General features: G+C 65.7%; 26 protein-coding genes and 2 tRNA genes. 15 read left to right on the top strand and 13 right to left on the bottom strand.

Features of this window, described 5'->3' with window-relative positions; all coding sequences use genetic code 11:
- Positions 1-7: 7 nt before the first annotated feature.
- From hflK to BMI91_RS03160, 4 genes are all read left to right on the top strand, one after another.
- Positions 8-1,189 (top strand): FtsH protease activity modulator HflK, encoded by a 1,182-nt coding sequence (hflK, locus tag BMI91_RS03150; RefSeq protein WP_078603926.1) that lies wholly within the window; start codon positions 8-10, stop codon positions 1,187-1,189.
- Entirely contained in the window at positions 1,186-2,121 is a 936-nt protein-coding gene (hflC, locus tag BMI91_RS03155) for a protease modulator HflC (protein WP_166741438.1), read from the top strand. Before hflK ends, hflC begins: the two co-directional genes overlap by 4 nt.
- Positions 2,121-2,312 (top strand): DUF2065 family protein, encoded by a 192-nt coding sequence (locus BMI91_RS19665; protein ID WP_083079137.1) that lies wholly within the window; start codon positions 2,121-2,123, stop codon positions 2,310-2,312. The genes hflC and BMI91_RS19665 overlap by 1 nt, the downstream gene beginning before the upstream one ends.
- Before the next feature lie 175 nt (positions 2,313-2,487).
- Positions 2,488-3,960: a DegQ family serine endoprotease gene (locus BMI91_RS03160; RefSeq protein WP_078603927.1), complete on the top strand. Its 1,473-nt coding sequence runs from the start codon at positions 2,488-2,490 to the stop codon at positions 3,958-3,960.
- 124 nt (positions 3,961-4,084) lie between these two features.
- Here BMI91_RS03160 and BMI91_RS03165 read toward each other — a convergent pair whose 3' ends face one another.
- The 3 genes from BMI91_RS03165 to BMI91_RS03175 all read right to left on the bottom strand — a co-directional run bounded on the left by BMI91_RS03165 (position 4,085) and on the right by BMI91_RS03175 (position 6,642).
- The gene (locus BMI91_RS03165) at positions 4,085-4,528 is read right to left on the bottom strand and encodes a GNAT family N-acetyltransferase (protein ID WP_078599448.1); all 444 of its coding nucleotides are present in this window, start codon (positions 4,526-4,528) and stop codon (positions 4,085-4,087) included.
- Between the two features lie 201 nt (positions 4,529-4,729).
- Complete coding sequence (locus tag BMI91_RS03170) at positions 4,730-5,968, bottom strand: MFS transporter (protein ID WP_078603928.1); 1,239 nt, start codon at positions 5,966-5,968, stop codon at positions 4,730-4,732.
- A 110-nt stretch (positions 5,969-6,078) separates the two neighbouring features.
- On the bottom strand, positions 6,079-6,642 hold the full coding sequence (locus BMI91_RS03175) for a peptidoglycan-binding domain-containing protein (RefSeq protein ID WP_078546289.1): 564 nt from the start codon (positions 6,640-6,642) through the stop codon (positions 6,079-6,081).
- Positions 6,643-6,809: 167 nt separating this feature from the next.
- On the opposite strand from BMI91_RS03175, the gene BMI91_RS03180 reads away from it, so the two are divergent.
- From BMI91_RS03180 to purU, 4 genes are all read left to right on the top strand, one after another.
- Positions 6,810-7,133, top strand: a complete 324-nt coding sequence (locus BMI91_RS03180) for a 2Fe-2S iron-sulfur cluster-binding protein (RefSeq protein WP_075776110.1) — start codon at positions 6,810-6,812, stop codon at positions 7,131-7,133.
- Positions 7,133-7,894: an FG-GAP repeat domain-containing protein gene (locus BMI91_RS03185; protein WP_078603929.1), complete on the top strand. Its 762-nt coding sequence runs from the start codon at positions 7,133-7,135 to the stop codon at positions 7,892-7,894. Before BMI91_RS03180 ends, BMI91_RS03185 begins: the two co-directional genes overlap by 1 nt.
- Positions 7,895-8,010: 116 nt before the next feature.
- Entirely contained in the window at positions 8,011-8,961 is a 951-nt protein-coding gene (locus tag BMI91_RS03190; protein WP_078603930.1) for a cation diffusion facilitator family transporter, read from the top strand.
- Between the two features lie 144 nt (positions 8,962-9,105).
- Positions 9,106-10,002 (top strand): formyltetrahydrofolate deformylase, encoded by an 897-nt coding sequence (purU, locus tag BMI91_RS03195; RefSeq protein ID WP_078546283.1) that lies wholly within the window; start codon positions 9,106-9,108, stop codon positions 10,000-10,002.
- Here the strand turns inward: purU and BMI91_RS03200 are convergent, their stop codons facing one another.
- A complete protein-coding gene (locus tag BMI91_RS03200) occupies positions 10,003-10,539 on the bottom strand; it encodes a 5-formyltetrahydrofolate cyclo-ligase (protein WP_078603931.1) in 537 nt (178 codons plus the stop codon).
- On the bottom strand, positions 10,536-11,921 hold the full coding sequence (gene mgtE / locus BMI91_RS03205; RefSeq protein WP_078539714.1) for a magnesium transporter: 1,386 nt from the start codon (positions 11,919-11,921) through the stop codon (positions 10,536-10,538). Before mgtE ends, BMI91_RS03200 begins: the two co-directional genes overlap by 4 nt.
- Positions 11,922-12,067: 146 nt before the next feature.
- Here mgtE and guaD point away from each other — a divergent pair, with 146 nt between their 5' ends.
- Both guaD and BMI91_RS03215 read left to right on the top strand, forming a co-directional pair.
- Positions 12,068-13,351 (top strand): guanine deaminase, encoded by a 1,284-nt coding sequence (gene guaD, locus BMI91_RS03210; protein WP_078603932.1) that lies wholly within the window; start codon positions 12,068-12,070, stop codon positions 13,349-13,351.
- Complete coding sequence (locus tag BMI91_RS03215; protein ID WP_078603933.1) at positions 13,348-14,079, top strand: alpha/beta hydrolase family protein; 732 nt, start codon at positions 13,348-13,350, stop codon at positions 14,077-14,079. Before guaD ends, BMI91_RS03215 begins: the two co-directional genes overlap by 4 nt.
- Here the strand turns inward: BMI91_RS03215 and BMI91_RS03220 are convergent.
- The 7 genes from BMI91_RS03220 to BMI91_RS03250 form a co-directional block, all read right to left on the bottom strand.
- Positions 14,069-15,406 carry an 8-oxoguanine deaminase gene (locus BMI91_RS03220; RefSeq protein ID WP_078603934.1) on the bottom strand — a complete coding sequence of 446 codons (1,338 nt, stop codon included), beginning with the start codon at positions 15,404-15,406 and terminating at the stop codon, positions 14,069-14,071. The genes BMI91_RS03215 and BMI91_RS03220 overlap by 11 nt on opposite strands.
- 66 nt (positions 15,407-15,472) lie before the next feature.
- Positions 15,473-16,039 carry a peroxidase-related enzyme gene (locus BMI91_RS03225; RefSeq protein WP_078546273.1) on the bottom strand — a complete coding sequence of 189 codons (567 nt, stop codon included), beginning with the start codon at positions 16,037-16,039 and terminating at the stop codon, positions 15,473-15,475.
- A gap of 76 nt (positions 16,040-16,115) precedes the next feature.
- Positions 16,116-16,925, bottom strand: a complete 810-nt coding sequence (gene xth, locus BMI91_RS03230; RefSeq protein ID WP_078603935.1) for an exodeoxyribonuclease III — start codon at positions 16,923-16,925, stop codon at positions 16,116-16,118.
- A gap of 66 nt (positions 16,926-16,991) precedes the next feature.
- Positions 16,992-17,603, bottom strand: a complete 612-nt coding sequence (locus BMI91_RS03235) for an inner membrane-spanning protein YciB (RefSeq protein ID WP_078603936.1) — start codon at positions 17,601-17,603, stop codon at positions 16,992-16,994.
- 6 nt (positions 17,604-17,609) lie between these two features.
- Positions 17,610-18,512, bottom strand: coding sequence for an EamA family transporter (locus tag BMI91_RS03240; RefSeq protein WP_078603937.1), 903 nt, complete (start codon positions 18,510-18,512; stop codon positions 17,610-17,612).
- Between the two features lie 186 nt (positions 18,513-18,698).
- Complete coding sequence (gene ftsY, locus BMI91_RS03245) at positions 18,699-19,973, bottom strand: signal recognition particle-docking protein FtsY (protein ID WP_078603938.1); 1,275 nt, start codon at positions 19,971-19,973, stop codon at positions 18,699-18,701.
- A gap of 55 nt (positions 19,974-20,028) precedes the next feature.
- Positions 20,029-20,667 carry a lysoplasmalogenase family protein gene (locus BMI91_RS03250; RefSeq protein WP_078546265.1) on the bottom strand — a complete coding sequence of 213 codons (639 nt, stop codon included), beginning with the start codon at positions 20,665-20,667 and terminating at the stop codon, positions 20,029-20,031.
- Between the two features lie 98 nt (positions 20,668-20,765).
- Here BMI91_RS03250 and BMI91_RS03255 point away from each other — a divergent pair, with 98 nt between their 5' ends.
- Both BMI91_RS03255 and BMI91_RS03260 read left to right on the top strand, forming a co-directional pair.
- Positions 20,766-21,983, top strand: a complete 1,218-nt coding sequence (locus tag BMI91_RS03255; RefSeq protein ID WP_244176539.1) for an alkane 1-monooxygenase — start codon at positions 20,766-20,768, stop codon at positions 21,981-21,983.
- A 75-nt stretch (positions 21,984-22,058) separates the two neighbouring features.
- On the top strand, positions 22,059-22,463 hold the full coding sequence (locus BMI91_RS03260; protein ID WP_244176540.1) for a hypothetical protein: 405 nt from the start codon (positions 22,059-22,061) through the stop codon (positions 22,461-22,463).
- Positions 22,464-22,466: 3 nt separating this feature from the next.
- Here BMI91_RS03260 and xseA read toward each other — a convergent pair whose 3' ends face one another.
- Positions 22,467-24,047 (bottom strand): exodeoxyribonuclease VII large subunit, encoded by a 1,581-nt coding sequence (gene xseA / locus BMI91_RS03265; protein WP_078603940.1) that lies wholly within the window; start codon positions 24,045-24,047, stop codon positions 22,467-22,469.
- A 93-nt stretch (positions 24,048-24,140) separates the two neighbouring features.
- On the opposite strand from xseA, the gene purD reads away from it, so the two are divergent.
- From purD to BMI91_RS03280, 3 genes are all read left to right on the top strand, one after another.
- On the top strand, positions 24,141-25,406 hold the full coding sequence (gene purD, locus BMI91_RS03270) for a phosphoribosylamine--glycine ligase (RefSeq protein ID WP_078603941.1): 1,266 nt from the start codon (positions 24,141-24,143) through the stop codon (positions 25,404-25,406).
- A gap of 445 nt (positions 25,407-25,851) precedes the next feature.
- A tRNA-Gly gene (locus tag BMI91_RS03275) sits at positions 25,852-25,926 on the top strand.
- A 22-nt stretch (positions 25,927-25,948) separates the two neighbouring features.
- Positions 25,949-26,023 (top strand) — tRNA-Gly (locus BMI91_RS03280).
- Positions 26,024-26,120: the final 97 nt, after the last annotated feature.

The following is a 26,120-nucleotide window of genomic DNA, read 5'->3' on the forward strand; positions in this document are numbered from 1 at the left end:
GGAGCATATGAGCAACGGAGGCCCCTGGGGCGGCGGAGGCGGCGGCGGCGATGACCGCGACGACGACCGCGAAGACAAGCGTCCCGGTCAGCGACGTCCCGGCGAGGGCGCGCAAATCCCGGAAATCGAGGAATTCATGCGCAAGGGCTCCGAGCAGCTCAAGGTGCTGATGGGCGGCAAGGGGGGCGGCAATCGTCCCAACCGCCCCAATGGCGGCGGAGGCGGCAAGAGCCCCTTCCCGGCCAAGACCGCGGTCGTCATCGGCCTCGTGGCTCTGGTTGCGATCTGGCTCGGCTCCTCGCTCTACAAGGTGAACCCGGAAGAGCGCTCGGTAGAACTGATGTTCGGGCGCTACTACGCGACCAAAGGCCCCGGCCTGAACCTCGCGCCGTGGCCCTTCATCACCTATTCCAAGGTTCCGGTGACGCGCGAACAGACCGTCGATATCGGCTCGGGCCGCGCAGGCACGAACGATACCGGCCTGATGCTGACGGGTGACCAGAACATCGTCGATCTCGAATTCCAGGTTGTCTGGAACATCAGCGATCCGGCGAAATACCTGTTCAACCTCGGCGATCCGCAGGACACGATCCGCGCGGTGTCGGAATCGGCGATGCGCGACATCATCGCACGTTCGAACCTCGCGCCGATCCTGTCGACCGCACGTGGCGAGATCGCGGGCGATCTGCGCTCGGCGGTGCAGAAAACGCTCGACAGCTATGATGCGGGCATCAACATCGTCCGTGTGAACTTCAACCGCGCCGACCCGCCGCGCGAGGTGATCGACAGCTTCCGCGAGGTGCAAGCCGCCCAGCAGGAGCGTGACCGTCTCGAGAAGGAAGCCGACGCCTATGCCAACAAGGTGACGGCAGGCGCTCGCGGTGAGGCCGCTCAGGTCAAGGAAGAGGCCGAAGGCTACCGCGCGCAGATCGTGAACGCCGCCGAAGGTGACGCCGCGCGCTTCAACTCGATCCTCACGGAATACGAGAAAGCGCCCGAAGTGACCAAGCGCCGGATGTTCTACGAAACCATGGGCAAGCTGCTGCAGAACGTCGACAAGGTCGTCGTGGACACCAAGGACGGCGCTGGCGGCGTCGTGCCGTATCTGCCGCTGGATCAGCTGCGCAAGAACTCCAGCTCGTCGTCCAACACCACCAACTCGACCGCTAACACGGGAGGAAGCAACTGATGCGCGGACCTATCGCAATTGCCGTTCTCGTTGTTCTCATCTTCCTCGGACTGAATTCGGTCTTCGTGGTGGACGAGCGTGAAAAGGCCCTCGTGCTGCGCTTCGGTGAGGTGCAGCAGGTGAAGACCGAGCCCGGTCTCGGGTTCAAGATTCCGGTCGTGGACACCATCGTGAAATACGATGACCGCATCCTGAGCCTGACCACGCAGCCGCTCGAAGTCACGCCCGAGGATGACCGCCGTCTCGTGGTCGACGCTTTCGCGCGCTGGCGCATCGTCGACGCGGTGAAATTCCGCGAAGCCGTTGGCGCGGGTGGCGAGACGACCGCAAAAAGCCGCATCGACGGCATCCTGAACAACGCGATCCGCGAAGTTCTGGGCTCGGTCCCCTCAACGGCTGTGCTGTCGGATGACCGGACGCCGCTGATGAACCGCATCCGCGATCTGGCACGGCGCGAGGCGCTGTCGCTGGGCGTGGACGTGATCGACGTGCGTCTGACGCGCACCGATCTGCCCGAGCAGAACCTCGCCTCCACCTATGGCCGGATGCGGGCAGAGCGTGAACGCGAGGCCGCCGACGAGCGCGCCCGCGGCGCAGAAGCCGCACAGCGTATCCGTGCAACCGCCGACCGTACCGCGGTCGAGGTCACGTCCGAGGCCAAGAAACAGGCCGAGATCGTGCGCGGTGAAGCCGATGCGCAGGCCAACAAGGTCTATGCGGATGCCTACGGCAAGGATCGCCAGTTCTTCGCCTTCGTGCGCGCGCTGCAATTCTACGCGCAATCGATGAAGACGCAGACCTCGTCGCTGGTGACGCAACCCGACAGCCTCTACTTCGATTACGGGCGCTTCCTGCGCTCGATCGGGGAGAACCCGGGGCCCGAAACCGGTGCAGGCCGGGGCAGCGCATCTGCGAGCCAGGTCGGCCAGTGATGGCGATGCTTTTGACCGGTCTTGGACTGGTCCTTGTGATCGAGGGGCTGGCGCTTGCGCTGGCCCCTTCGCGTATCGAGGAGGCGCTGGACATGCTGCGCGCCATGTCGGCGGGCCAACGTCGCGCCCTTGGCCTTGCGGCTCTGGCGACGGGCGTGGCGATCCTCTGGGCGCTGCGGCAGTTCGGATAATCGCCCCCGCGCCCGCGCCTCAAACGCAAGAGAGCGCGCCTTCAGCCCCCTGCGACGCAATTTCCTGTCGTGAATTTTGGCGAATAACTTCCCTTCGCCCCTCCCTGCTCCTACATTTCAAATCAAAGAGAGCATCGCGCCGGTCTCCCGCACCGGCGAAGCAAGGGAGAGCCATATGACAATCCTCACCGGACCCGGATCCATGCTGCGCGCCGGATTGAGCGCCGCCACGCTTGCCGTGGCGCTCGCCTGCGCCCCTCTGGCCGGGCCCACCTATGCCCGCGCCGCCCCGGAAAGCTTTGCCGAACTCGTCGATCAGGTGTCCAATTCGGTGGTGAACATCACCACCTCGACCACGGTGGCCGCGCCGACCGGCGATATGCCGAACTTTCCGCCCGGCTCGCCCTTCGAGGATCTGTTCCGCGATTTCGGCCTGCCGAACCCGAACGCCCCCAATGGCCCGAACGGGCGGGGCGCGCCGCGTCGCTCGAACGCGCTCGGCTCGGGCTTCGTGATTTCGGAAGACGGCTATATCGTCACCAACAATCACGTCATCGAAGACGCCGACGAGATCGAGATCGAGTTCTTCTCGGGCAAGCGGCTCGACGCGAAACTGGTGGGCACCGATCCGAAAACCGATATCGCCCTTCTGAAGGTCGAGAGCGATTCCCCCCTGCCCTTCGTCGGCTTCGGCGACAGCGACGCCGTGCGCGTCGGCGACTGGGTGATGGCGATGGGCAACCCGCTGGGTCAGGGCTTCTCGGCCTCGGCCGGGATCATCTCGGCCCGGAACCGCGAGCTGTCCGGCAGCTATGACGACTACCTGCAGACCGATGCCGCGATCAACCGCGGCAACTCGGGCGGTCCGCTCTTCGACATGGAAGGCGAGGTCGTCGGCGTGAACACCGCGATTCTGTCGCCCAATGGCGGCTCCATCGGGATCGGCTTCTCGATGGCCTCGAACGTGGTCGCGAAAGTGGTCGAACAGCTCAAGGAATACGGCGAGACGCGGCGCGGCTGGCTGGGTGTGAAAATCCAGGACGTCACCGCCGACATGGCAGAGGCGATGGGGCTTGAGGCCCCCGAAGGCGCGCTTGTCTCTGAAGTGCCCGATGGCCCCGCGAAAGAGGCCGGGATCGAGGCGGGCGACGTGATCACCTCCTTCGATGGCGGCGAGGTCAAAAGCACCCGCGATCTGGTGCGTCGCGTGGCCGATGCGCCTGTGGGCGAGAAGGTCCGCGTGACCGTGATGCGCGATGGCGAGGCCAAGACGCTTCTGGTGACGCTGGGCCGCCGCGAAGCCGCTGAGGGCGAACAGCCCCCGAAAGCGGTGCAGGCCCCGCAGGAGGTCGAGAAGGACATGCTCGGCCTGACCGTGACGCCTCTGACGGATGATCTGCGCACCGAGATGGGCCTGACGAAAGAGGCCAACGGCCTCGTCATCAAGCAGATCGACGAGACGTCTTCGGCCTATGAGAAGGGTCTCCGCGTCGGCGATCTGATCACAGAGGTCGGGCAGAAGCCGGTCTCCGCGGTCGATGACTTCGAAGAGCGCGTGCAGGCGGCGAAGGATGCGGGGCGCAAGTCGATCCTGCTGTTGATCCGCCGCGCTGGCGAGCCGCGTTTCGTGGCCCTCCCCGTGGAGTGATCCGCACGTTTCAAAACGATAGAAAAGGCGCCCCGCGGGGCGCCTTTTTCAGTAAATGGTGCGCGTGAGAACGTTGAAGGCTCGAAGCGCAATGGCCGCTTCGAGACCTTCACGATCCCCGCAACTACAGGGATTTCGAGAGCAGGTGCGCGTCAACGCCTTCTGACCGGAAGCCGCAGTTTTCGTAGAATGATTGGGCCGTAACGGTGCTTTCCAAACGGCAGCGCCGGATGCCACGCGCGCGCAAGACGTCCTCCAAGCCTGCGAGAATAGCCTTGCTGACGCCACCAAAGCGGGCATCGGGATGGACATAGTTCAAGAGGATGTCGCCGCTCAGGGTGGCCATGCCGACCCCTATGACCTTCCTGTTCCGCTCGGCCACTAGCACCACGGCGTCATCCCGCGCGATCCACTGTCGCCAGGTCTCGACCGTCTTATTGCCAAGCCAGTCTTCGATTTCGGACGGATCGTTCTGATGATCTGCAACACAGAGTTCGGTGATCGAGCGACGCAGGGTGTTTACCCCTTCGACAGCATCGGCATCCATCGCGTGCCTGATCTCGATCATGCTTCCTCACTCTCCGCCTCTAGCTTACCGACGCCGCGTTTGTCCGCAACAGCGGCTTCGTCCCGCTTAGCCGACACCCGCCGCAGACAGCTCCCGAAGTTCCCGTCGGGAGCTGCTGATCGACATGGTGTTGCGCCTACAATACGTTCGGCCCCAAGCTACACCATTTACTGCATGGGGCTGACCCGCGGGGCGCCTTTTTCATTGTGCCGTTTCGCGCGCCAGCACCCGGCGCGAGGCGATTGTCAGGCTCCCGGCGGCGATCACGCACCAGACCGCCATGCCCAGCATCTGGGTCGGCAGTTCCACGCCCATATCGATCAGCACGCCCGTGATCCCCGGCCCCACGGCGGTCGAGAGCACCATCGAGGCCACGATGATCGCGCGGATGCCGCCGAGGTTCTTCACCCCGTAGACCTCTGGCCAGAGCGCGCCCATCAGCGTGCCGGAAAACCCGTTCGACATGCCGAGAAGCGCCATGAAGGCATAGACACCCCAGACCGGCGTGACCAAGGCGACCGTCAGCGAGGCAAGCGTCAGCGGTGCCAGCACGAAGGGCAGCAGGCGCAGCGCCCCGAACCGGTCGATCAGCCCGCCGCAGACGAAGCCGAAGCCCACGGTCGCGAGGGACATCACCGGGAAGGCCGCCGCGAAGGCAAGCGGGGAGTAGCCGCGCAGCTCGGTCAGGTAGCCTTGGTGGAAGAAGATCACCGTGCCGATGAAGGGCGGCGCGAGCAGTCCCGCCAGCAGCATGTAGAGGACCGGATCGCGGATCACCTCAGCACGGGTCCAGTCGCGCGCGGTGCCCGAGGCGCTCGATTGCACCTCGGTCGCGTTCGGCACCCGCTCGACCTGCATGAGCCGCATCAGGAGCGGCCAGGCGATCAAGACCAGCACCGCGGCTGAGAGCCACCACGCGAGATGCCAATTGCCGCTCGCCTGCGCGATCAGCACCACCAGAACCGGCAGCACCGCAGAGCCGAAAGGCTGGCCCGGGACGATAAGCGACATCGCCTTGCCGCGGCTCGCGACGAACCAGCGGCCAATCTCGGTGAAGGCGATCTCGGTCATCATGCCCTGCCCGAAGAGCCGCAGCATGTAGATCGCCAGCGTCAGGAAGATCAGGTTCGGCGCGAGCGTGATCCCGATACAGGCCAGCGCGAGCAGCGGAATGGTGAAGCGCACCACCTTCCAGCCGGGCATCAGGTCGAGCGTGCGCCCGAGAAACGGCAGCGTCGAGGCCGAGGCCAGCGTCGCCACCATGTAGAGCGCGCCAAAGGTGCCGCCCGACAGACCGAAAGTCGCCCGGATGTCATTGCCCGACAGGCCGATGAAGAAGGTCTGCCCGAAGGAGGAGAACAGCGTCAGCAGGAACCCCGCGCCAAGCCAGCGGGCATTGTCGCGCATGAAGCGCAGGTTGCTGCCGAAAAGCTTTTGCATGATGCCCCCTGATCCCTTGGTCTCCGGTTAGAGACCGTTCCCCCCGTGGGCACAACCCCGCCGCCTGCGCAAAGGGGTGTGCGGCGCTGCGATGGCGGGCGCGGGCGGCCTCAGTTTGACCAGATATAGAGGCCCAGTTCCTGCGCTGCGCGCACCGAGAGCGTCGGGCTGTCGAGGCCGCGCGGTGCCTGATAGGCCGCGATCGCGCGACCCGTCGCCGGGTCCAGCTTGCCGTCGGCGGGGCCGGAATACAGCCCGCGCAACGCCAGCGCGCGCTGGGTCATCGCAACGAAAGCGGGCGTCAGATCCTCCGAGCAGACGGATTCGAAATAGCGCGGCTTGCCGCTATCGACGAGCTTCTGGCCGCTCAATTCGCGATAGATCGCAGGCTGCGTGACCTTGCCGGTCTTCGGGTCGCGCTGTTCGGGGATGACCTGCACCTGCCCGGTCACGGTCTCGACCTTGGCCGGGCCTTTGAGTTGGGTGAAACAGCCCTGCGCGTCGTCGGCGGGCGGGCGGCTTTGCAGCACATGGGCGAGCGTCTTGGCGGGCGGATCTTTCGGCGCGGCCTCCGAGCCCTGCGCTGTGGGCTGACAGCCCGCCAGCCCCATCGTCACACCCAGCGCCAACAGCATTGCCCGCGCCGTGCCGAAGTTTTCAGCGATCTGCCGCATTCTTGTCTCCGCCTGCCTTGGGCCGGCAGACTAGCCGATATCTACGCTGCGGCAATCCCTTGCCCGTGATAGCCCGCCTCTGGCCAAATCACCGAAAGCAGCTTAGATCACTTGCGACCGGCCCCGCCGGCAAGCGCGTTTTGATTACGAACAAGAGGCCCCGAGCTATGGCGAAAATCACCTATGTCGAATTCAACGGCACCCGTCACGAGATCGACGTGAAGCCCGGCATGACCGTGATGGAAGGTGCACGCGACAATGGCGTGCCCGGCATCGACGCCGATTGCGGCGGCGCCTGCGCCTGTTCGACCTGCCATGTCTACGTCGACAAGGACTGGATCGAGAAACTGCCTCCGCGCGATCCGATGGAAGAGGACATGCTCGACTTCGCGTACGAGCCCGATCCCGTCACCTCGCGCCTGACCTGCCAGATCAAGGTCACGGACGAGCTCGACGGTTTGATCGTCAACCTTCCCGAAAAGCAGATCTGATGCGCCGCGCGGTGGCCCTCGCTTGCGCGCTGGTCACCGCTGCCGCCCTGCCCGCGCGGGCCGAGATCACGCTCGCCGCGCGGTTCACCGAACCTACGGATCGCTACGGTCACGGCGCGCTCGGCCCCGATCATGAATTCGCAAATCTCCAGATCGACGTGACCCGCAAGGCGGGCAGCCCCAAGGGGCTGTTCTCAGGCCACAGCACCCTGACCTACGACCTGCGCCTCGACCCCGACATGGTCTATGAGGACACCGCCCCGCGCCTGAGCGACCTCGACGGCGACGGCATCGACGAGGTGATCGTGGTGCAATCGCATCTGAAGTTCGGCTCGCGGCTTCTGGTGCTCACGGTGCAATCGGGCAAGCCGGAATTCCTCGCCGCGACCGATTTCGTGGGCGAGCCGAACCATTGGCTCGCGCCCATCGGCATCGCGGATTTCGATGGCAACGGGCATCGCGACATCGCGCTGATCGACGCGCCGCATCGCTTGGGCGTGCTGCGGGTTTTCGAATATCGTGACGGCGCCTTGCACCCGACCTTCGCGGGCGGGCAGTTCACCAATCACCGTTTCGGCTCTGACACGATCCTGGGCGGGGTGCGCGATTGCGGCTCTGGTCCCGAGATGATCGTCGCCAGTTTCGACTGGTCCGCGTTGCTGTCGCTCTCTGTCACGCCCAGACAAACCGTGGCATGGACACGCCTCGGCACCGACACCTCGCCCGGCGGTTTCGCGAAAGCGCTGAACTGCAACGGCTGAGCCCTGCCGCACCGGCCTCGCGGAACCGCCCTGCCCCCGCCCATGTTACCCCTGCATCACGACACTGGCGCTCGGTCGTTCCTCCCCGTCGCGCGCCCCGATGCAGGATCCCAGCCATGGCCGAAGCCCAAGCCTCCGAAGAAAAGCCGATTGCCGTCTATGGCGCGCTCGCCGCGAACCTTCTGATCGCCATAGCGAAATTCGTGGCCGCAGCCTTCACGGGTAGCTCATCCATGTTGGCGGAGGCGTTCCACTCGGTGGTCGATACCGGCAATGAGGGGCTGCTGTTGCTGGGCCACAAGCGCAGCAAGAAGAAACCGGACGAGAAACACCCGTTCGGCTATGGCAAGGAGCTGTATTTCTGGTCGCTCGTCGTCGCGATGCTGCTGTTTGCGATCGGCGGCGGGCTCTCGATCTATGAGGGCATTGTCCATATCCAGAACCCCGAGCCGATCGAGAAACCGATCTGGAATTACGGTGTGCTGCTCGTGGCCTTCCTCGCCGAGGGCACGTCCTGGGTCATCGCGATCCGTCAGCTTCTGAAGCAGCGCAAACCGGGCGAAGGCTATTTCAAGGCCTTCCGCCGCTCCAAGGATCCGTCGATCTTCGTCGTCGTCGCCGAAGACAGTGCCGCCCTTCTTGGCATCCTCGCGGCCGCGCTTGGCGTCTATCTCTCGGTGACGTTCGAGAATCCGTTCTTCGACGGCGCGGCCTCCATCGTCATCGGGCTCATCCTGATCGTCGTGGCGATCATCCTCGTCTACGAGACCCGCGCGCTGATCATGGGCGAGGCCGCTGACCGCGACGTGCGCAAGTCGATCCGCGAGATCGCGACCGGGTTCGACGAGGTCGCAGAGGTCAAACGCCTCCTGACGATGCATTTCGCGCCCGATCAGGTGCTGGTGAATATCGAGCTGAAGATGCGCACAGGTCTCTCGCCCGAGGCGATCTTCCACGCGGTGGAGGCGGTGCAGAAGAAAATCCATCAGGCCCATCCCGAGGTTTCGAGCGTTTTCCTCGAAATCGAATCCCTGCGCGGCACGCAGCCCGAAAACGCGGCGGCCTGAGGCCGCGCGCCGCGCCCCCGACGCGATGCCGCTTTTCACCGCAACGCCGTCGCTTTCTCCCGCGCCCCTCCCCGGACTCGGGGTGATTGTGTCCCCACCCCCGGCGCGCTAGGAAACCGGGCGAAAGATCAAAAGGGATGCGACATGACCCAGACTGCCGACGCTTACGTTCTCACCGTTGCCTGCCCCTCGACGCGGGGGATCGTCGCGGGGATCGCGAACGTGTTGGCCGATCAGGGCTGCAACATCACCGACTCGCATCAGTATGACGACCCGAAGACGGGCCAGTTCTTCATGCGCGTCAGCTTCGTCTCCGAGAAAGGCAAGGATGCCGAGGCGATCCGCGCCGCCTTCGAGCCGGTCGCCAAGGATTTCGAGATGGACTGGGCGGTCCGCGACTCCCGCGAGAAGATGAAGGTTCTGGTGATGGTGTCGAATTTCGGCCACTGCCTGAACGACCTTCTCTACCGCTGGCGCATCGGTGCGCTGCCGATCGAGATCGTGGGCGTGGTGTCGAACCACATGACCTATCAGAAGGTCGTCGTGAACCATGACCTGCCCTTCCACCACATCAAGGTGACGAAAGAGAACAAGCCCGAGGCCGAGAAGCGTCTTCTGGACGTGGTCGATGAATCGGGTGCGGAACTGATCGTGCTCGCGCGCTACATGCAAATCCTGTCGGATGCTCTGTGCCAGAAGATGTCGGGCCGGATCATCAACATCCACCACTCCTTCCTGCCGAGCTTCAAAGGCGCGAACCCCTACAAGCAGGCTTACGAGCGTGGCGTGAAGCTGATCGGGGCGACCTCGCATTACGTGACCGCCGATCTCGACGAAGGCCCGATCATCGAGCAGGACACCGTGCGCGTCACCCATGCGCAAAGCCCGTCGGATTACGTCTCGCTGGGCCGCGATGTCGAGGCGCAGGTGCTTTCGCGCGCGATCCACGCCCATGTGCAGCACCGGGTGTTCCTGAACGACAGCAAGACGGTCGTCTTCCCGGCCTCGCCCGGCGCTTACGCTTCCGAGCGTATGGGCTGATCAAAGATGTAGGATGCCCGCCTCGGTCACGATCATGTCGAGCGGCTGATCGGTCGGCTCGGTGGGCACTTCCGGCACTTCCTGCGCCGCGAAAGCAAAGCCGATCGCCGTGACGGGGCCGCGTGCGCGCAGCCCCTCCAGCGTGCGGTCGTAAAAGCCGCCACCATAGCCCAGCCGATAGCCCTGCGCGTCGAAAGCCAGCAGCGGCACAATCAGCACCTCGGGGGTAATCTCTTCGCCCTCCGCCGGGATATGTGCCCCGAACGCGCCCGCGATCATCTCGGTCTCGGGCGTCCAGCGGTGAAAGACCAGAGGCTGCGCCTCCGCGACCACCACCGGCAGACAGAGCGGCCCGCCATGGGCGACCATCGCCGGGCGCGGATCGGGCTCGGTGCGGATCGGCCAATAGCCCGCCAGCACCTTGCCCGCGAACGGCTCCAGCGCCGCCGTCAGCGCACGGGTCGCTGCCCCGTCATCGGCGGCATGGGCGGCCTTGCGCGCCGCGAAAGCATCCTTGCGCGCGAGATCCTTGCTCATAGCAGAACCACAGAGGCCAGCCCGAGGAAGGCGAAGAAGCCCACCACATCGGTCATCGTCGTCACGAACGTGCCCGAGGCCAGCGCCGGGTCCGCGCCGAGCTTCTCAAGCGCGAGCGGGATCAGGATGCCCGACAAGGCAGCCACCACGAGGTTGATCACCATCGCCAGCCCGATCACGATGCCAAGCTGTGCGCCCGAGAACCAGAAGGCGGCCACCGCGCCCATCACGACTGCGAAGGCGAGACCGTTCAGCAGCCCCACGATGGCTTCCCGTCGCACGACCCGCCAGACGTTGCTGTCCGTCAGATCGCGGGTCGCCAGGGCACGCACCGCCACCGTCAGGGTCTGGGTGCCCGCATTGCCGCCCATCGAGGCCACGATGGGCATCAGCACGGCGAGCGCCACGAGCTGCTGGATCGTTCCCTCGAAGATCGAGATAACCGCCGAGGCGAGGATCGCCGTCAGCAGGTTCACGAAGAGCCACGGCAGGCGCTGACGCACGGTTTCCAGAACGGTATCCGAGATCGCGGATTCGTCGCCCACACCGGCGAGGCGGAGGATGTCTTCCTCGTGCTCCTCGTCGAGCACCGACATCGCGTCATCGATGGTAATCACGCCAACCAAACGGTCGTCTTCATCCACGACCGGGGCCGAGATCAGGTGATACTGGTTGAACGCATAGGCCACGTCGCCCTCGTCCTGATAGGCCGAGATCTTGCGGAACTCTTCCTCGCAAATCTCGATCAGCTTCGAGGCGCGCGGGGCGGACAGGATGCGTCCCAGAGTGACATTGCCGACCGGGTGATGGCCCGGATCGACCAGGGTCACGTGATAGAACTGGTCGGGCAGCCATTTGGCTTTGCGCAGAAAGTCGATCGTCTCGCCCACCGTCCAATGCTCGGGCGCGGTCACGACCTCGCGCTGCATCAAACGACCCGCGGAATATTCGGGATAGCCCAGCGATTTTTCGACCGCGGCACGGTCGGTCTCGTCGAGCGCGCCGAGGATCGCTTCCTGCTGCGGCTCCTCGAGATCCTCGATCAGGTCGACGACGTCATCGGAATCGAGCTCACGGACAGCGTCGGCCAGAACTTCGGGCGGCAGGCTCGCGAGAACCTCCTCGCGGATGCCCTCGTCGATCTCGGTCAGGATCTCGCCGTCGATCTGGCGGCCCCAGAGCCGCAGAATCTCACGCCGCTCATGGCCGGAGACCTGTTCGATAAGGTCGGCGATATCGGCGGCGTGCAAGGGCTCGAGCAGCTCGCTCAGGCGATCTGCATCTTCCTGCTCGACGGCATCGAGAATTTCCTCGACCAGCTCTCCGCTCAGCCGATAATCCTCTTCCTCGCGCTCTGTCTCTTCGGCAAGTGCTTCGGCCATGTCGCCCCCATTCCGATCGCGCGTGAAACATAGCTGTTTTCTCGCAGATGGACAGGGGGGCGGCGGCGAAAAAGAAGCGCCGCGACGGCAGAGATTTACCTTCGCCCCGCCCCGCCCTAGCATGACGCGTCGGACAGGAGAGAATGATGGCTGAGCTGCACCTTGGGCAGGTTCTGGAATACCGCGGCGACGCGCTTGTCGAAGGGCCGGAGGCGGTCACGCACCGGCGCCGCGGCGGTATGCTGATCGACGGCGGTATGATCGCCGCCGTGGGCGAGGCCGACGATCTGCGCGAGGCCCATCCGCAGGCCGAGATCATCGATCATGGCGATCATCTCCTGTCGCCCGGTTTCGTCGATGCGCATGTGCATTACCCGCAGACCGCGATCGTCGCGAGCTGGGGCAAGCGCCTGATCGACTGGCTCAACACCTATACTTTCCCCGAAGAGATTTCCTTCGCCGATCCCGCCCATGCCGAGGAGATCGCGACCCGCTATCTCGATCTGGCGCTGATGAACGGCACGACATCGATGTGCAGCTATTGCACGATCCATCCCGCCAGCGTCGAAGCCTTTTTCACCGCCGCCAAGGCACGCGGGATGCGCGCTGCGGCGGGCAAGACCTGCATGGATCGCCACGCCCCCGAGGCTTTGCGCGACACGCCGCAATCGGCCTATGACGACAGCCGCGTCCTCTTGCAGAAATGGCACGGGACGGGCCGGCTGAGCTATGTCATCACGCCGCGCTTCTCGCCCACCTCGTCGGCGGATCAGCTTTGCGCTCTGGGCGCGCTCTGGGCGGAGCATCCCGATTGCCTGATGCAGACGCATCTGAGCGAGCAGGTGGACGAGATCGCATGGGTGCGCGAGCTATATCCCACCGCGCGCGACTATCTCGACACTTACGAGACCTATGGCCTGCTGGGCGAGAACGCGCTTTACGGCCACGCGATCCATCTGGAACCGCGCGAGGCCGACCGGATCAAGGAGGTCGGCGCGGCGCTGATCCATTGCCCGACCTCGAACACGTTCATCGGCTCGGGGCTCTTCGACTGGCCGACGCGTCTGGCCGAGGGGCAGCGGATCGGGCTGGCCACCGATACCGGCGGCGGGTCGAGCTTTTCGATGTTGCGCACGATGGCCGCGGCCTATGAGATCGGGCAGCTGACGCATCAGCCGCTGCACCCCGCGCAGCTTTGGTGGCTGGCCACGCAAGGCTCGGCGCAGTCGATGCGGATGGGCGACAAGATCGGTGCGCTCGCGCCGGGAATGGAAGCGGATTTCATCGCCGTCGATCTCGCCTCGACGCTTGCCATCTCGCAGCGTGCGGCGCGGGCGGAGAATATCTGGGAGGCGATCTTCCCGACGATCATGATGGGCGACGACCGCGCGATCGCGGGCACATGGGTCGCGGGCAAGCGGCTGCATTGAGCGATCCCGCCTTCGAGAGGATCTACGCCCGCGCGCCTTTCACGGTCGATTTTCTCGACGGCGCGGGCAGTGATCTGGTGATCTCCTTCGCCTCGATCGGCCATGACCCAAGCCGCCCGCCCGCACCGGAATTCGTCGCCACCGCTACAGGGCGCGGCACGTCCGGCTTCCCGCGCAGGGCGCTGTTCATCAGCGACGAAAGCCGCAGCTGGGCGAACGATCCGGGCTTTGCCCCTGCCCTACGTGCCGCATTGGCAGAGGTGACGCGCCGTCGCCCCGTCACCCGCATCGCCGCCATCGGCCTCTCGATGGGCGCGGTCTCGGCGCTGGTCGCAGCTGAGGTGATCCCGATCGACGTGGTGCTCGCATTGTCGCCTCAAGTCTCGGTCAAACCGGGCGTCGTGCCGGGGGAGACGCGCTGGAGCGAATGGACCTCTCGGATCGACCATTTCGTCCGCGAAACCACGCCGCTCCCGCCCGCGCCCTGCTGGGCCATCCTGTGCCACGGCGCGCATGACGATCTGGATCAGGCGATGCCCTTCGCGCGCGCAGAAAACGTCGACCACCTGATCTTCCCCGATCTCGGCCATTCCGAGCTCGGGCCGCATCTGAAGGCGCGCGGCGGGCTATCCGGGCTCATGGAGGCCGCCCTTGCAGGCGACCGACGCCGCCTGCTGCGGATCGCGAGCGCCGCCGGTGCCGTGCGGCGCGAGAAATTCAGCCCATAAGCTTCGCGGCAAGACGGTTTTGCGTCTCGATCACCCGCGGCAGGTCGATTGTCACCACCTGCCCGTCGCGCACCACCTGACGACCCTCGACGAAGAGATGCTTCACCTTGGGCGTCCCGCACAGCACCAGCGCCGCGACCGGATCCCATGCGCCTGCCGCCTCCAGCCCCGAGACATCCCAGATCGCCACATCCGCGCGTTTTCCCGGTGCGAGCACCCCGCAATCGGGACGGCCCAGAACCTGCGCCCCGCCCAAAGTCGCGATCTCCAGCGCCTCGCGCGCGGCCATCGCGTCGGCACCGTTCTGCACCCGCTGCAGCAGCATCGCCATGCGCGCCTCGCCGATGAGGCTCCCTGCATCGTTCGAGGCCGAGCCATCGACGCCCAGCGCGACCTTAACCCCCGCGTCGCGCATCTGCCGCACCGGCGCGATGCCCGACCCCAGACGGCAGTTCGAGCACGGACAATGCGCAACCCCCGTCTTCGTGCGCGCGAACAGATCGATCTCGCCCGCGTCCAGCTTCACGCAATGCGCGTGCCAGACATCCTCGCCGGTCCAGCCCAGATCCTCGGCATATTGCCCCGGACGGCAGCCGAACTGCTCCAAGCTGTAGGAAATATCCTCGTCATTCTCCGCCAGATGGGTGTGCAGCATCACGCCCTTGTCGCGCGCCAGCAGGGCCGCGTCGCGCATCAGTTCGCGCGAGACCGAAAACGGCGAGCACGGCGCGATCCCCACCCGGCACATCGAGCCCTCGCCCGCATCGTGGAACGCGTCGACCACCCGGATGCAGTCGTTCAGGATCGCGTCCTCGCGCTCGACCAGACTATCGGGCGGCAGGCCGCCATCGCTCTCGCCGATGCTCATCGCGCCGCGCGTGGGGTGGAAGCGCAGGCCCAGCTCGGCGGCGGCGTGGATCGTGTCCTCCAGCCGCGCGCCATTCGGATACATATACAGATGATCGGAACTGGTGGTGCAGCCGGTCAGCGCCAGCTCCGCCAACCCCACCTGCGCCGAGACGCGGATCTCCTCGGGGCCCATCTTCGCCCAGATCGGATAGAGCGTCTGCAGCCAGCCGAAGAGCAGCGCATCTTGGCCCCCCGGCACCGCGCGCGTCAGCGTCTGGTAAAGATGGTGATGGGTGTTCACGAGCCCCGGCGTGACGACGCAACCCTTGGCCTCGACCACCTCGCCCGTGCTTTCCAGCCCCGGCCCGACGGCGGCGATCTGCCCGTCACGCAGCAGCAGATCCGCGCCCTTCAGCTCGCGCCGGGTGCCGTCCATCGTGACGACCACCTCGGCGCCCCGGATCAAGATCTCGCCCATCGCGCGCTCCTACTGGCTGGTTTCGCCAGAGCCTAGACCGCGCGGATGGGCGAAGACCAGAGGCGCTCAGCGCCCCATCGCGTAGAACTCGGGGTTCGGCGGGATCGCGGCCATGTTCACCAAGCGGTTCGACAGGCCGAAAAACGCGGTGATCGCGCCGATGTCCCAGATATCGTCATCGGTGAACCCGTGGGCGCGCAGCGCTTCGTAATCGGCCTCCTCGACCTCCTGCGCGCGCAGGCTCACCTTCATCGCGAAGTCGAGCATCGCGCGCTGGCGCGGCGTGATGTCGGATTTGCGGTAATTCACCGCGACCTGATCGGCGATCAGCGGGTTCTTCGCGCGGATACGCAGGATCGCCCCATGCGCGATCACGCAATACTGGCATTCATTGGCCGCCGAGGTCGCCACCACGATCATCTCGCGCTCGGCAATGGTCAGGTTGCCGGGCTTCTCCATCAGCGCGTCATGATAGGCGAAGAAGGCGCGACATTCGTCGGGGCGGTGCGCCAGCGCGAGGAAGATGTTCGGGATGAACCCGGCCTTCTCCTGCACCGCCTCGATCCGCGTGCGGATATCCTCGGGCATGTCTGCGAGTTTCGGCACCGGATGCCGGCTGATCTTGTCTTGCATGTGGGGTCTCCTCTCTTCCGCCGCCACTATGCACAGGTGCGACGGGGCCGAGGAAATGACGTCGCGGCAATCGCGATCAGAGGTCGAGCGTGATCCAGACCGGCACGTGATCCGAGGGCTTGTCGCGGCCGCGGATTTCCTTGTCGATGCCAACGTCGCGCAATAGATCCGCCGCCTGCGGCGACAGCAGCAGATGATCGATGCGGATGCCGTTATTCTTCTGCCAGGCGCCCGCCTGATAATCCCAGAAGGAGTAATGCCCCGGCCCTTGCACGCGGGCGCGGAACGCCTCGGTGAAACCGAGATTGAGGATACGACGAAAGGCTTCGCGGCTTTGCGGCAGCGCCAGCGCATCACCGCGCCACGCCTCGGGTTTCGCGGCATCCTCGTCCTGCGGGATGATGTTGTAATCGCCCGCCATCACGAAAGGTTCTTCCAGCGCCAGCAGCTCTTCCGCGCGCGCCTTCATCCGCGCCATCCATGACAGCTTGTAGGCGTATTTGCCGCCTTCGACGGGCTGGCCCGCATCGTCCAGCTCCACCGGATTGCCATTGGGCAGATAGAGACCACAGAGCCGCACCGCGCCCTTGTCGCCGACTACGGTGGCCTCGATCCAGCGCGCCTGTTCGTCGCTCTCGTCCCCGGGCAGGCCACGCGTCACATCCTCAAGCGGCAGCTTCGAGAGGATCGCGACGCCGTTGAAGCTTTTCTGGCCGTGCGTCTCGACCGAATAGCCTAGCTCTTCGAAGATCTCGCGCGGGAAGCCTTCGTCGACCGACTTGATCTCCTGCAGCAAAGCCACATCGGGCTCGGCCTCCTTCAGCCAATCGACCAGCGCCTGATGGCGCGCCTTGATGCCGTTGATGTTGAAGGTGGCGATTTTCATGAGCGGCTCCGGGTTTGGCAGTCGCGAAAGGTGTAGCGGATCGCGGCGGGCACGGACAGGGCGGAGTTAGCCCTCCTCGCTTTCCTCCGTGTCGATCCCGTGACGCTCGAACAGCTTCGCTTGCGACATGATGAAGGCGATCATGATGATCGGCAGACCGAAGGTCTTGAAATCGACCCAATGCGCGTCGGACATCGTACGCCAGACCACCTCATTGGCCACGGCAAGGCCCAGAAACAGCCAGACGAAGCGCTTGGTCAGGATCATCCAGCCCTCATGCGCCATCGGCATCGCCTCGTTCATCACCAGTTGCAGCCACGCCTTGCCGCGCAGCAATCCGGCCCCGAGAATACCCGCGAACAGCAGGTAGATGATCGTGGGCTTCATCTTGAAGAAAGTCGGATCGTTCAGCCAGACCGACAGCCCGCCGAAGATCGCCACCAGCACGAGCGTCGCGATCTGCATCGCCGAGAGTTTTCCGGTCAGCAGCCACAGGATCAGCGTCGTCGCCGCGATCAGCGGGATGAACAGCGCGGTTGCCACGACGAAGCCCGAGTAATCTGTCCCGAGGATCGTGTAGGTGCCGTCCTTCAGCCGGTTGAAGGCGATGAAGAACACGATGAGCGGCCCCCAGTCGAGCGCCGCTTTCACCCAGGGGGAAATCTTTTTCTCTGCCATCTGCCTTTACCTGCCTGCTATCTCAACGATCACGGCCCCTGCCGCGATCAGCGCCATCAGAGCCGTGCGCCGCGGCCCCACTTTCTCGCCCAGCACGAGCCAGCCGATGAGCGCAGCGAAGACCGTGGACGTCTCGCGCAGCACCGCCGCCTCGCCCACCTTGTCGAGCCGTGTCGCCAACATGATCGAGCCAAAGGAGAAATAAGCAACAATCGCGCCGATAACACCCCTTTTGACGAGCGGCACCATTTCCGAACTCGCCAGCTTCGTCCAGCGCCGCGCGGTAAAGATCGGCATGAACCAGCCGTCGATGAAGAAGAACCACGCAAGGAAGGTGAACGGATCGGCGGTCGCGCGGATGCCATAGGCGTCATAGGTGGTATAGAGCGCGACGAAGGCGCCGGTCGCCACGGCCAGCATCAGGGCGGGCACCATCGTCTCGCGATCGACCGTCACATTGCGCAGATTGTAGAGCGCAAGCCCGTAGATGCCTGCCAGAAGCGTCGCCACCCCGGCCCATTGGCCCAGCGTGAAATGCTCGCCGAAGATGAACCCCGCCCCGATGACCGCGAAAAGCGGCCCCGTGCCGCGCACGACCGGATAAACCACCGTATAGGCCCCGCGCTGGTAACAGGCCGCCTGCAGCAGCTTGTAGGCGACATGGATGAAGAACACGCCCACGAAGATCGGCCACATGAAGGGCTCGGGCCACGGCACCACGAACAGCGCGAAGGGAGCTGCGATGATCCCGTAGCTCGCATCGATCGCGGCGCGGCTGAGCCAAGGGTCGTGCCGCCCCTTCTGCAACGCCCCGAACAGCGCGTGAAGAAAAGCCGCGAGCAGAGCGAGGCTCAGCGCGAGGTGCTTGCCGGTCTCGGTGCCCGAGACGGAGATGATCCAGTCGCTCAAGGGGAAGTCCTTCGTGATGTCGGCGGCAAGGGGGCGCTGCCCCCTCTGGCCTCAGGGCCATTCACCCCCGGGATATTTCGACCAAGGGGAAGAGGAAAGGCGCATCCCTCTCTTCGCTCTTGCACAAATATCCCGGGGGGCGCGCGCAAGCGCGGGGGGGGGGGGGCAGCGCCCCCCTTCCCGACGTCAGTCTTCGAGACCGACGAGGGCCTGCGCGAATTCCTCCGGATCGAAAGGCGCCAGATCGTCGAGTTGCTCGCCCACCCCGATCGCGTGGATCGGCAGGCCGAACTTGTCGGCCAGCGCTACCAGAACGCCGCCCTTCGCGGTGCCGTCGAGCTTGGTCATCACGAGCCCCGACACGTTCGAGATCTTGCGGAAGACATCGACCTGTTGCAGGGCGTTCTGCCCCGTCGTCGCATCGAGCACGAGAAGCGTGTTATGCGGCGCGGTCTCGTCGACCTTGCGGATCACGCGCACGATCTTGGCGAGTTCTTCCATCAGGTCGGCGCGGTTCTGCAGCCGGCCTGCCGTGTCAATCATCAGAAGGTCCGCACCTTCGGCCTCGGCCTTCTTCATTGCATCATAGGCGAGCGAGGCCGGGTCCGAGCCTTCGGGCGCTGTCAGCACCGGCACTCCGGCGCGATCGCCCCAGACCTGCAGCTGTTCGACGGCGGCTGCGCGGAACGTATCGCCCGCCGCGATCACCACCTGCTTGCCGGCGGCGCGGAATTGCGAGGCGAGCTTGCCGATCGTCGTGGTCTTGCCCGAGCCGTTGACGCCGACCACCAGCACGACCTGCGGCTTCTTGGGGTAAAGCGGCAGCGGTTTCGCGACCGGCTCCATGATCCGGGCGACCTCTTGGGCCAGCAGCCCCTTGATCTCGGAGACCGAGAGCTTGCGGCCCATCCGCCCCTCCGCGAGGTTCGCCGAGACGCGCAGCGCGGTATCGACGCCCATGTCGGAGGCGATCAGCAATTCCTCGAGGCTCTCCAACATCTCGTCATCGAGGACGCGGCGCGGCTCGGCCACTTTCGCCTCGCCACCGCCGAAGATGCGCCCCAGAAGACCGGGCTTTTTCGGCTCGGGGCTGGGGCGCTCGGGCGCGGGCTCGACGTCGAGCGGCGCCTTGGCGATCTGCGCGTGCTCCTCCTCGACCGGTTCGGTCACCGGCGCGGGCACGTAGCCAGGCGCGGGCGGGGTCGGATCGGGGAGGTTGATCGTCTCGCTGTGCTGCGGCTCGGGTTCCGGCCCTGCCTCAGGCTCGGGCGCGGGTTCGGCGCGGGTCTGCGGCGCGGCCTCGGGGGAGGTCTCTGCGGGCGTCGCGGGCGCGGAAGGTTCCGGCGTCTCCGCGACCTCGTCTTCACTTGACGCATTCTCGGCGACGATATCCTCGAGGCCCTGCTCGAGCTTCGAGGAGGAACGCGTCAGACGCGATTTGAGCTTTTTGAAAAACGACATGGATCAGGCCTTTCCTTACGCTCCACCTAGTTCATCGCAGGCCCGGATGGAAGGCTTATCCCCCGGCAAAACCGGATCCCGCGCCCCAGCCGATCAAGGCCTGACCGCCCCAGTAGAGCACCCAGAGCGCGCGTGCCGCCAGCTGTTTGCGGCCAGCGTCGCGCAGCACGAACATCTCCAGCGCGAGGATCAGGTCAGAGAGGACGAAGGCGAGGCTGCCCACGACCACCATCAGATAGCCCGCAGGCAGGCCCATCGCCACCGCCGCCATCGCCACGATGATCCAGATATAGCTGCGCACCGGCCAGCACAGTCCGCCCGTGCGCGGCAGCAGCCAGAACTCCGCCGAGAGCCCCAGCGCGATGAGCGGGATAGTCCAGGCGGAGGGCTGCGCGCCCATGTCGAGGAACCCCAGAAGATAGGCCAGATGCCCCGCAGCAAAAGCCGCCATGCCGATCAGGAAGGCCCGCTGGCCGGGGCGCGACAGGGCGAAATCGCCCGCCGCCCCGAGCGCGAGACCTGCGAGGATCGCAAGCGGCGCGCCCATGGCCGCCGCCATCGGAATCAGCGCCACGACGGAGGCGGTCTTCACAAGGGTTTTCGCACCGCTTTCCCCAGCACCCGCATGACGTGCGAGGTAAATCAGCGCGAAGACGGCGGCGATGAGGAGACTGATCGGGGCTGCGGACATCATGGCCACATCTCGCGCAGAAAAGCCCGGCCGTCGCAAGCGGGGTCATAAAAGGGTCGAAATTGGCGAAAGAATAGCGCAAAACCATTGCACTATTGAGAGTGAGCGAAGCGGACCCGCAGCACGTGACCCAAGGCAAAGACCCTTCACGCAAGCGCCGCCTGAGCGGAGCAATTGCCAATCTGCTGCGGCGGTCGCGCGAGATCCCCGGGGTCGACAGTTTCGCTGTCGTGACGCTTCTGCCGGTGCCGCTTCTGCTGGTGGCGGGCGTCTTCGGCGGGATCGCGGCCTGGGCGGCGCTGGTCTGGATCGGGCTGTGCATGTTCATCCTGGATGAGGCACTGAAGCATCCCTCCCCCGATGCGCCGGAAGGCTCCGAATTCCCGGCAGCGGACGCGCTGTCGACGACGCTGGCGGTGGTGCATTTCGTGCTGCTCGTGCTCGGCGTGGCGGCGATGTCGGGGCATACGATGCTGGAGGGGCCGAGCTGGATCGCGGTCTGGCTGGCCTTCGGGCTGTTCTTCGGGCAGGTTTCGAATTCGAACGCGCATGAGTTGATCCACCGCTCGGACAAACGTCTGTTTCTGCTGGGGAAATGGGTCTATATCTCGCTGCTCTTCGGGCATCACACCTCGGCGCATCGGCTCGTCCATCACCGTTTCGTCGCGACGCCGGACGATCCGAATTCCGCGCAGCTTGGCGAGGGGTTCTGGTCCTTTGCGCCGCGAGCCTGGATCGGCAGCTTCGTCGGCGGCTACGAGATGGAGCGCAACCGCTTCGCCCGTCTGCCCGCGATCGACCCGAAAGCGCCGCTGAGCGCGCGGATCAAGGCGAGGATCGCGCGGCTCGGTCCCTACCCGTCCTATCTGCTGGGCGGGCTGTGGTTCGCGGTGCTGTTCGGGATGCTCTTCGGGGCCGAGGGCGTGGTGGCTTACCTGATGCTCTGCGCCTATGCGCAGGTGCAGATCCTGCTCGCCGATTACGTCCAGCATTACGGCCTATCTCGGAGGCGGCGTGGCGATGGCAGTTTCGATCCGGTGGATGCGCATCACAGCTGGGACGCGCCCGCGCCGATCACCTCGCTGTGGATGCTCAACGCGCCGCGCCATTCGGATCACCACGCACATCCGGCCCGAGAATATCCGGCGCTGCGGCTTGGCGATCTGACCGAGACGCAGCGGCCCGTCCTGCCGCGCAGCCTGCCCGCGATGGCGGCGCTGGCGCTGTTCCCGCCGCTGTGGCGCCGGGTCATGGACAAGCGCGTGAAGGCCTTGGGCAAAGCGCAGCCAGTCGGCTCCGACGCGCCCAGCGCGCGCTAGGCAAGCGGGCCGCGATCTGGCAGGTTGGGTGAAAGACCTTGCCGGAGCCTTCCCCCCATGCGCCCGAACCCGATCTTGACATTGTCCCTCGCGGCCTTGGCCCTGATACCGACGCTTGCGCGTGCCGCCGACCCGCTCGGCCCACCGCTCAATGCGGAGCAATTCGATCAGCGCACCGTCGGGCGCACCATCACCTATTCGGTCTTCGGCCAACCCTACGGCTCCGAGCAATACAAGCCCGGCCACAAGGTGATCTGGGCCTTCACCGAAAGCGAGTGCAAGGAAGGCGACTGGTATCAGGACGGGCAGTATATCTGCTTCGATTACGGCGAATACGCGCCGCTGCAATGCTGGACCTTCTACGACACGGCGCAGGGGCTGCTCGCACAGTTCAAGGGTGATCCCTCGCAGGAACCGCTGGTGAGCCTGTCCGAAAGTCAGGATCCGCTGGTCTGTCAGGGCCCCGACGTCGGCGTCTAAGCCTCAGAACAGGCTGCCCTGAGACGGGCCCGGTTCGGGCTTTTTCTTCTTCGGCTTCGGCGCGGTCGCACTGCCGCCCCCGCCCGGGATGACCGCAAGCTTGCCATCGGCGAACTCGATCTCGAGGCCGGGCTGCTTCTCTGCCACCCCCTGCGAGGTCACCACGCCGTCAGGCCCGCGCACCACCGCATAGCCGCGCTTGAGCGTCTCGGTATAGCCCAGCGTCTGGCGCATCCGATCGAGCCGCTCGAGCCGTTCGCGCTGCGCCTCGAGCCGCGCGGGCAAGGAGCGCTCCAGCCGGGCTTCCAGCCCCGCCAGCCGCTCCGCGCCGTCGCGGTTGCGCCGTTGCGCATCGCCGATCATCCGCACCCGCGCTGCATCCAGCCGCCGCGCAAGCTGCGTATGATCCTGGGTCGCGCGCCGCATCCGGGCCGCCGGTGCCGGCGCCAACCGCGCCGACAAGCCGTCGATCTCACGCGAGCGGTCCCGGATGAAGCGCCGCAGCAGGTTCGGCGAAATTTGTGCAGCCAAGGGCGCGAAGCGGGTATTCTTGCGCAGGACCAGCGTGCGCAGCGCAGGCCCCAGCCGCTCGGCCCAGAGATCGAAGCTTTGCCGCGCCGGTTGCGTTAGCGCCTCGGGACGGCCCAGCCCGCGCGCCAGATCGCGCAGCCGCTGGCCGCGCTGATCGAGCCGCCCGCGCGCCGCCCGCATCATCCGCGTCTGTGCCTCCGACAGCCACGCGGCCAGTTCGGCGCGCACCGGCACCGCCATTTCCGCCGCCGCCGTGGGCGTGGGGGCACGCCGGTCGGCGGCGTGATCCACCAGCGTCGTATCGGTCTCGTGACCCACGGCCGAGATCACCGGGATGTCGCTTTCGGCCACGGCGCGGACCACGGCTTCTTCGTTGAACCCCCAAAGGTCTTCGATCGAGCCGCCGCCGCGTGCGACGATGATCAGATCGGGGCGCGGGATCTCCCCACCCGGCGCCAACGCGTTGAAGCCCCGCACCGCGCGGGCCACCTCGGGCGCGCAGGCCTGTCCCTGCACCGCCACCGGCCAGATCAGCACATGGCGCGGGAAGCGGTCGGCGAGCCTGTGCAGGATGTCGCGGATCACCGCGCCCGAGGGCGAGGTCACCACGCCGATCACCTGCGGCAACCACGGAATGGGCTTCTTGCGGCCCGCGTCGAACAGCCCCTCGGCGGCCAGCGCCTTGCGCCGCGCCTCCAGCATCGCCATCAGCGCGCCCGCGCCCGCCGGTTCGACATTGTCGACGATCAGCTGGTATTTCGACTGCCCCGCGAAGGTCGTCATCCGGCCCGTGGCGATGACCTCCATCCCCTCCTCGGGGCGGACCTGCATTTTCGCCACCTGCCCCTTCCAGCTGACGGCGGCGATCACCGAGCGGTCGTCCTTGAGGTCGAAATACATATGCCCCGAGCGCGGCATCGACACCCGGCCCACTTCGCCGCGCACCCGGACGCGGCCGAATTCCCCCTCGATCACGCGTTTCACCGCCCCCGAAATCTCGGAGACCGTGTAGTCATGCGCGTTCGAGCCGCTTTCGTCGTCGAGAAGGTCCATATGCCTGCCTGCTTGAGCGTTGGTCCGGGGCGCCTTGCCTCAGGGTTTCGCGCAGCTTAGAAGGCGAGAAAGCGAAGGCCAAGGGGGCGAGCGATGAACATTCTGGTTCTGGGCGGCGGCGGGCGCGAACATGCGCTGGCTTGGGCGATCAAGCAAAATCCGAAATGCGACCGGCTGATCGTGGCCCCGGGCAATGCCGGGATCGCGCAGATCGCCGATTGCGCGGCGATCGATCCGAACGATGCGGCGGCGGTGCTGGAACTCTGCGAGGCCAATGCGGTCGATTTCGTGGTGATCGGGCCGGAAGCCCCGCTTGCCGCAGGCGTGGCCGATGCGCTGCGCGCGCAGAACATCCTCACCTTCGGCCCCTCGGCGGAGGCCGCGAAGCTGGAAGCCTCGAAAGCCTTCACGAAAGAGATTTGCGACGCCTGCAACGCGCCCACTGCAGCCTATGCCCGCTTCACCAGCGCGGAAGGCGCGAAGGGCTACGTCCGCGAACAGGGCGCCCCGATCGTGGTCAAGGCAGACGGTCTGGCCGCCGGTAAGGGCGTGATCGTCGCGATGACGCTCGATGAGGCGTTCAACGGCATCGACGAGATTTTCGGCGGCGCCTTCGGAAGCGCAGGCGCGGAAGTCGTGATCGAGGAATTCATGGAGGGCGAGGAAGCCTCGCTCTTCGTGCTGTGCGATGGCGAGAACGTGCTCGCCGTGGGCGGCGCGCAGGATCACAAGCGCGTCGGCGAAGGCGATACCGGCCCGAACACCGGCGGCATGGGCGCCTATTCCCCCGCCCCGATCCTGAGCCCCGAAATCGAGGCGAAGGCGATGGACGAGATCGTGCGCCCCACCGTGGCCGAGATGGCCAAGCGCGGCACCCCGTTCCAGGGCGTGCTCTATGCCGGGCTGATGATCAAGGATGGCCAGCCGCGGCTCGTGGAATACAACGTGCGCTTCGGCGACCCCGAATGTCAGGTGCTGATGCTGAGGCTGGGCGCACAGGCGCTCGACCTGCTGCTGGCCTGCGCCGAAGGGCGGCTGAACGAGGTGCAGGCGCAATGGGCGCCCGATCACGCTATGACGGTGGTCATGGCCGCGCAGGGCTATCCCGGCGCTTATGAGAAAGGCTCGGTGATCGGCGGGCTCGACGCGCTGCCCGAAGACGGCTCGCGCATGGTCTTCCACGCGGGCACCTCTGAGAAAGACGGACATGTCGTCGCGACGGGCGGGCGCGTGCTCAACGTCACCGCCCGCGGCGCGAGCCTGCAGGAAGCGCGCGACCGAGCCTATGAAATGGTCGACGCGATCGACTGGCCCGAAGGCTTCTGTCGCCGCGATATCGGCTGGCGGGCGCTGAGCTGACCCGAGGGGTGGAGGGGGCGCTGCCCCCGCTCGCGTTCCGCGCGCCCCCCGGGATATTTCCACCAAGAGGAAGACGCGCAACGAAGTCTTAACGACAGCTGCGTTAACAAGGAATCGCGGAACAGGCGGGGACGCCGATGACCGCCCAAGACGAACGTGCCCGGCTCGCCCGCCCTTCTGCGGATCGAGTCGGGCATTTTCCGGTTTCGGTTTGGCTCAAATATCCCGGGGGGCTGGCGCAGCCAGCGGGGGCAGAGCCCCCTCGCCTGGCGCAGGAAAACTCCGTCATGGTGAAGATGTGCCAGCCCCGGCTTGCAGCATTTGCCGCTCCCACTGAGGCAAAGCACCGCCTGCCGAAACGTCAGGCAGGAAAATTCCTCTTCGCGCAAAATTTCCTCTTGCAGCCTACGCCGCTATCCCCTAAATCCGCCTCCACCGAACCGGCGCGGGCGTAGCTCAGGGGTAGAGCATAACCTTGCCAAGGTTAGGGTCGGGCGTTCGAATCGCCTCGCCCGCTCCAGTTCGGTCAAATACCCAAGGATGCGGGCGTAGCTCAGGGGTAGAGCATAACCTTGCCAAGGTTAGGGTCGGGCGTTCGAATCGCCTCGCCCGCTCCAATACAAAAAAGCCTCCCTTCGGGGAGGCTTTTGTCTTTCCGCCCCACTGCTCGTCAATCGACATGCCCCCGCTTGAGCGCGCCCCCTGCCCCGGCCT

It is taken from the genome of Thioclava sediminum, from assembly GCF_002020355.1.
Classification (GTDB): domain Bacteria; phylum Pseudomonadota; class Alphaproteobacteria; order Rhodobacterales; family Rhodobacteraceae; genus Thioclava; species Thioclava sediminum.

What these genes read in the sequence shown, in the direction of transcription:
- hflK (WP_078603926.1), top strand. Translation starts at nt 8, where the DNA reads ATGAGCAACGGAGGCCCCTGGGGCGGCGGAGGCGGCGGCGGCGATGAC.
- BMI91_RS19665 (WP_083079137.1), top strand. Translation starts at nt 2,121, where the DNA reads ATGGCGATGCTTTTGACCGGTCTTGGACTGGTCCTTGTGATCGAGGGG.
- BMI91_RS03160 (WP_078603927.1), top strand. Translation starts at nt 2,488, where the DNA reads ATGACAATCCTCACCGGACCCGGATCCATGCTGCGCGCCGGATTGAGC.
- BMI91_RS03165 (WP_078599448.1), bottom strand. Translation starts at nt 4,528, where the DNA reads ATGATCGAGATCAGGCACGCGATGGATGCCGATGCTGTCGAAGGGGTA.
- BMI91_RS03170 (WP_078603928.1), bottom strand. Translation starts at nt 5,968, where the DNA reads ATGCAAAAGCTTTTCGGCAGCAACCTGCGCTTCATGCGCGACAATGCC.
- BMI91_RS03175 (WP_078546289.1), bottom strand. Translation starts at nt 6,642, where the DNA reads ATGCGGCAGATCGCTGAAAACTTCGGCACGGCGCGGGCAATGCTGTTG.
- BMI91_RS03180 (WP_075776110.1), top strand. Translation starts at nt 6,810, where the DNA reads ATGGCGAAAATCACCTATGTCGAATTCAACGGCACCCGTCACGAGATC.
- BMI91_RS03185 (WP_078603929.1), top strand. Translation starts at nt 7,133, where the DNA reads ATGCGCCGCGCGGTGGCCCTCGCTTGCGCGCTGGTCACCGCTGCCGCC.
- BMI91_RS03190 (WP_078603930.1), top strand. Translation starts at nt 8,011, where the DNA reads ATGGCCGAAGCCCAAGCCTCCGAAGAAAAGCCGATTGCCGTCTATGGC.
- purU (WP_078546283.1), top strand. Translation starts at nt 9,106, where the DNA reads ATGACCCAGACTGCCGACGCTTACGTTCTCACCGTTGCCTGCCCCTCG.
- BMI91_RS03200 (WP_078603931.1), bottom strand. Translation starts at nt 10,539, where the DNA reads ATGAGCAAGGATCTCGCGCGCAAGGATGCTTTCGCGGCGCGCAAGGCC.
- mgtE (WP_078539714.1), bottom strand. Translation starts at nt 11,921, where the DNA reads ATGGCCGAAGCACTTGCCGAAGAGACAGAGCGCGAGGAAGAGGATTAT.
- guaD (WP_078603932.1), top strand. Translation starts at nt 12,068, where the DNA reads ATGGCTGAGCTGCACCTTGGGCAGGTTCTGGAATACCGCGGCGACGCG.
- BMI91_RS03220 (WP_078603934.1), bottom strand. Translation starts at nt 15,406, where the DNA reads ATGGGCGAGATCTTGATCCGGGGCGCCGAGGTGGTCGTCACGATGGAC.
- BMI91_RS03225 (WP_078546273.1), bottom strand. Translation starts at nt 16,039, where the DNA reads ATGCAAGACAAGATCAGCCGGCATCCGGTGCCGAAACTCGCAGACATG.
- xth (WP_078603935.1), bottom strand. Translation starts at nt 16,925, where the DNA reads ATGAAAATCGCCACCTTCAACATCAACGGCATCAAGGCGCGCCATCAG.
- BMI91_RS03235 (WP_078603936.1), bottom strand. Translation starts at nt 17,603, where the DNA reads ATGGCAGAGAAAAAGATTTCCCCCTGGGTGAAAGCGGCGCTCGACTGG.
- ftsY (WP_078603938.1), bottom strand. Translation starts at nt 19,973, where the DNA reads ATGTCGTTTTTCAAAAAGCTCAAATCGCGTCTGACGCGTTCCTCCTCG.
- BMI91_RS03250 (WP_078546265.1), bottom strand. Translation starts at nt 20,667, where the DNA reads ATGATGTCCGCAGCCCCGATCAGTCTCCTCATCGCCGCCGTCTTCGCG.
- xseA (WP_078603940.1), bottom strand. Translation starts at nt 24,047, where the DNA reads ATGGACCTTCTCGACGACGAAAGCGGCTCGAACGCGCATGACTACACG.
- purD (WP_078603941.1), top strand. Translation starts at nt 24,141, where the DNA reads ATGAACATTCTGGTTCTGGGCGGCGGCGGGCGCGAACATGCGCTGGCT.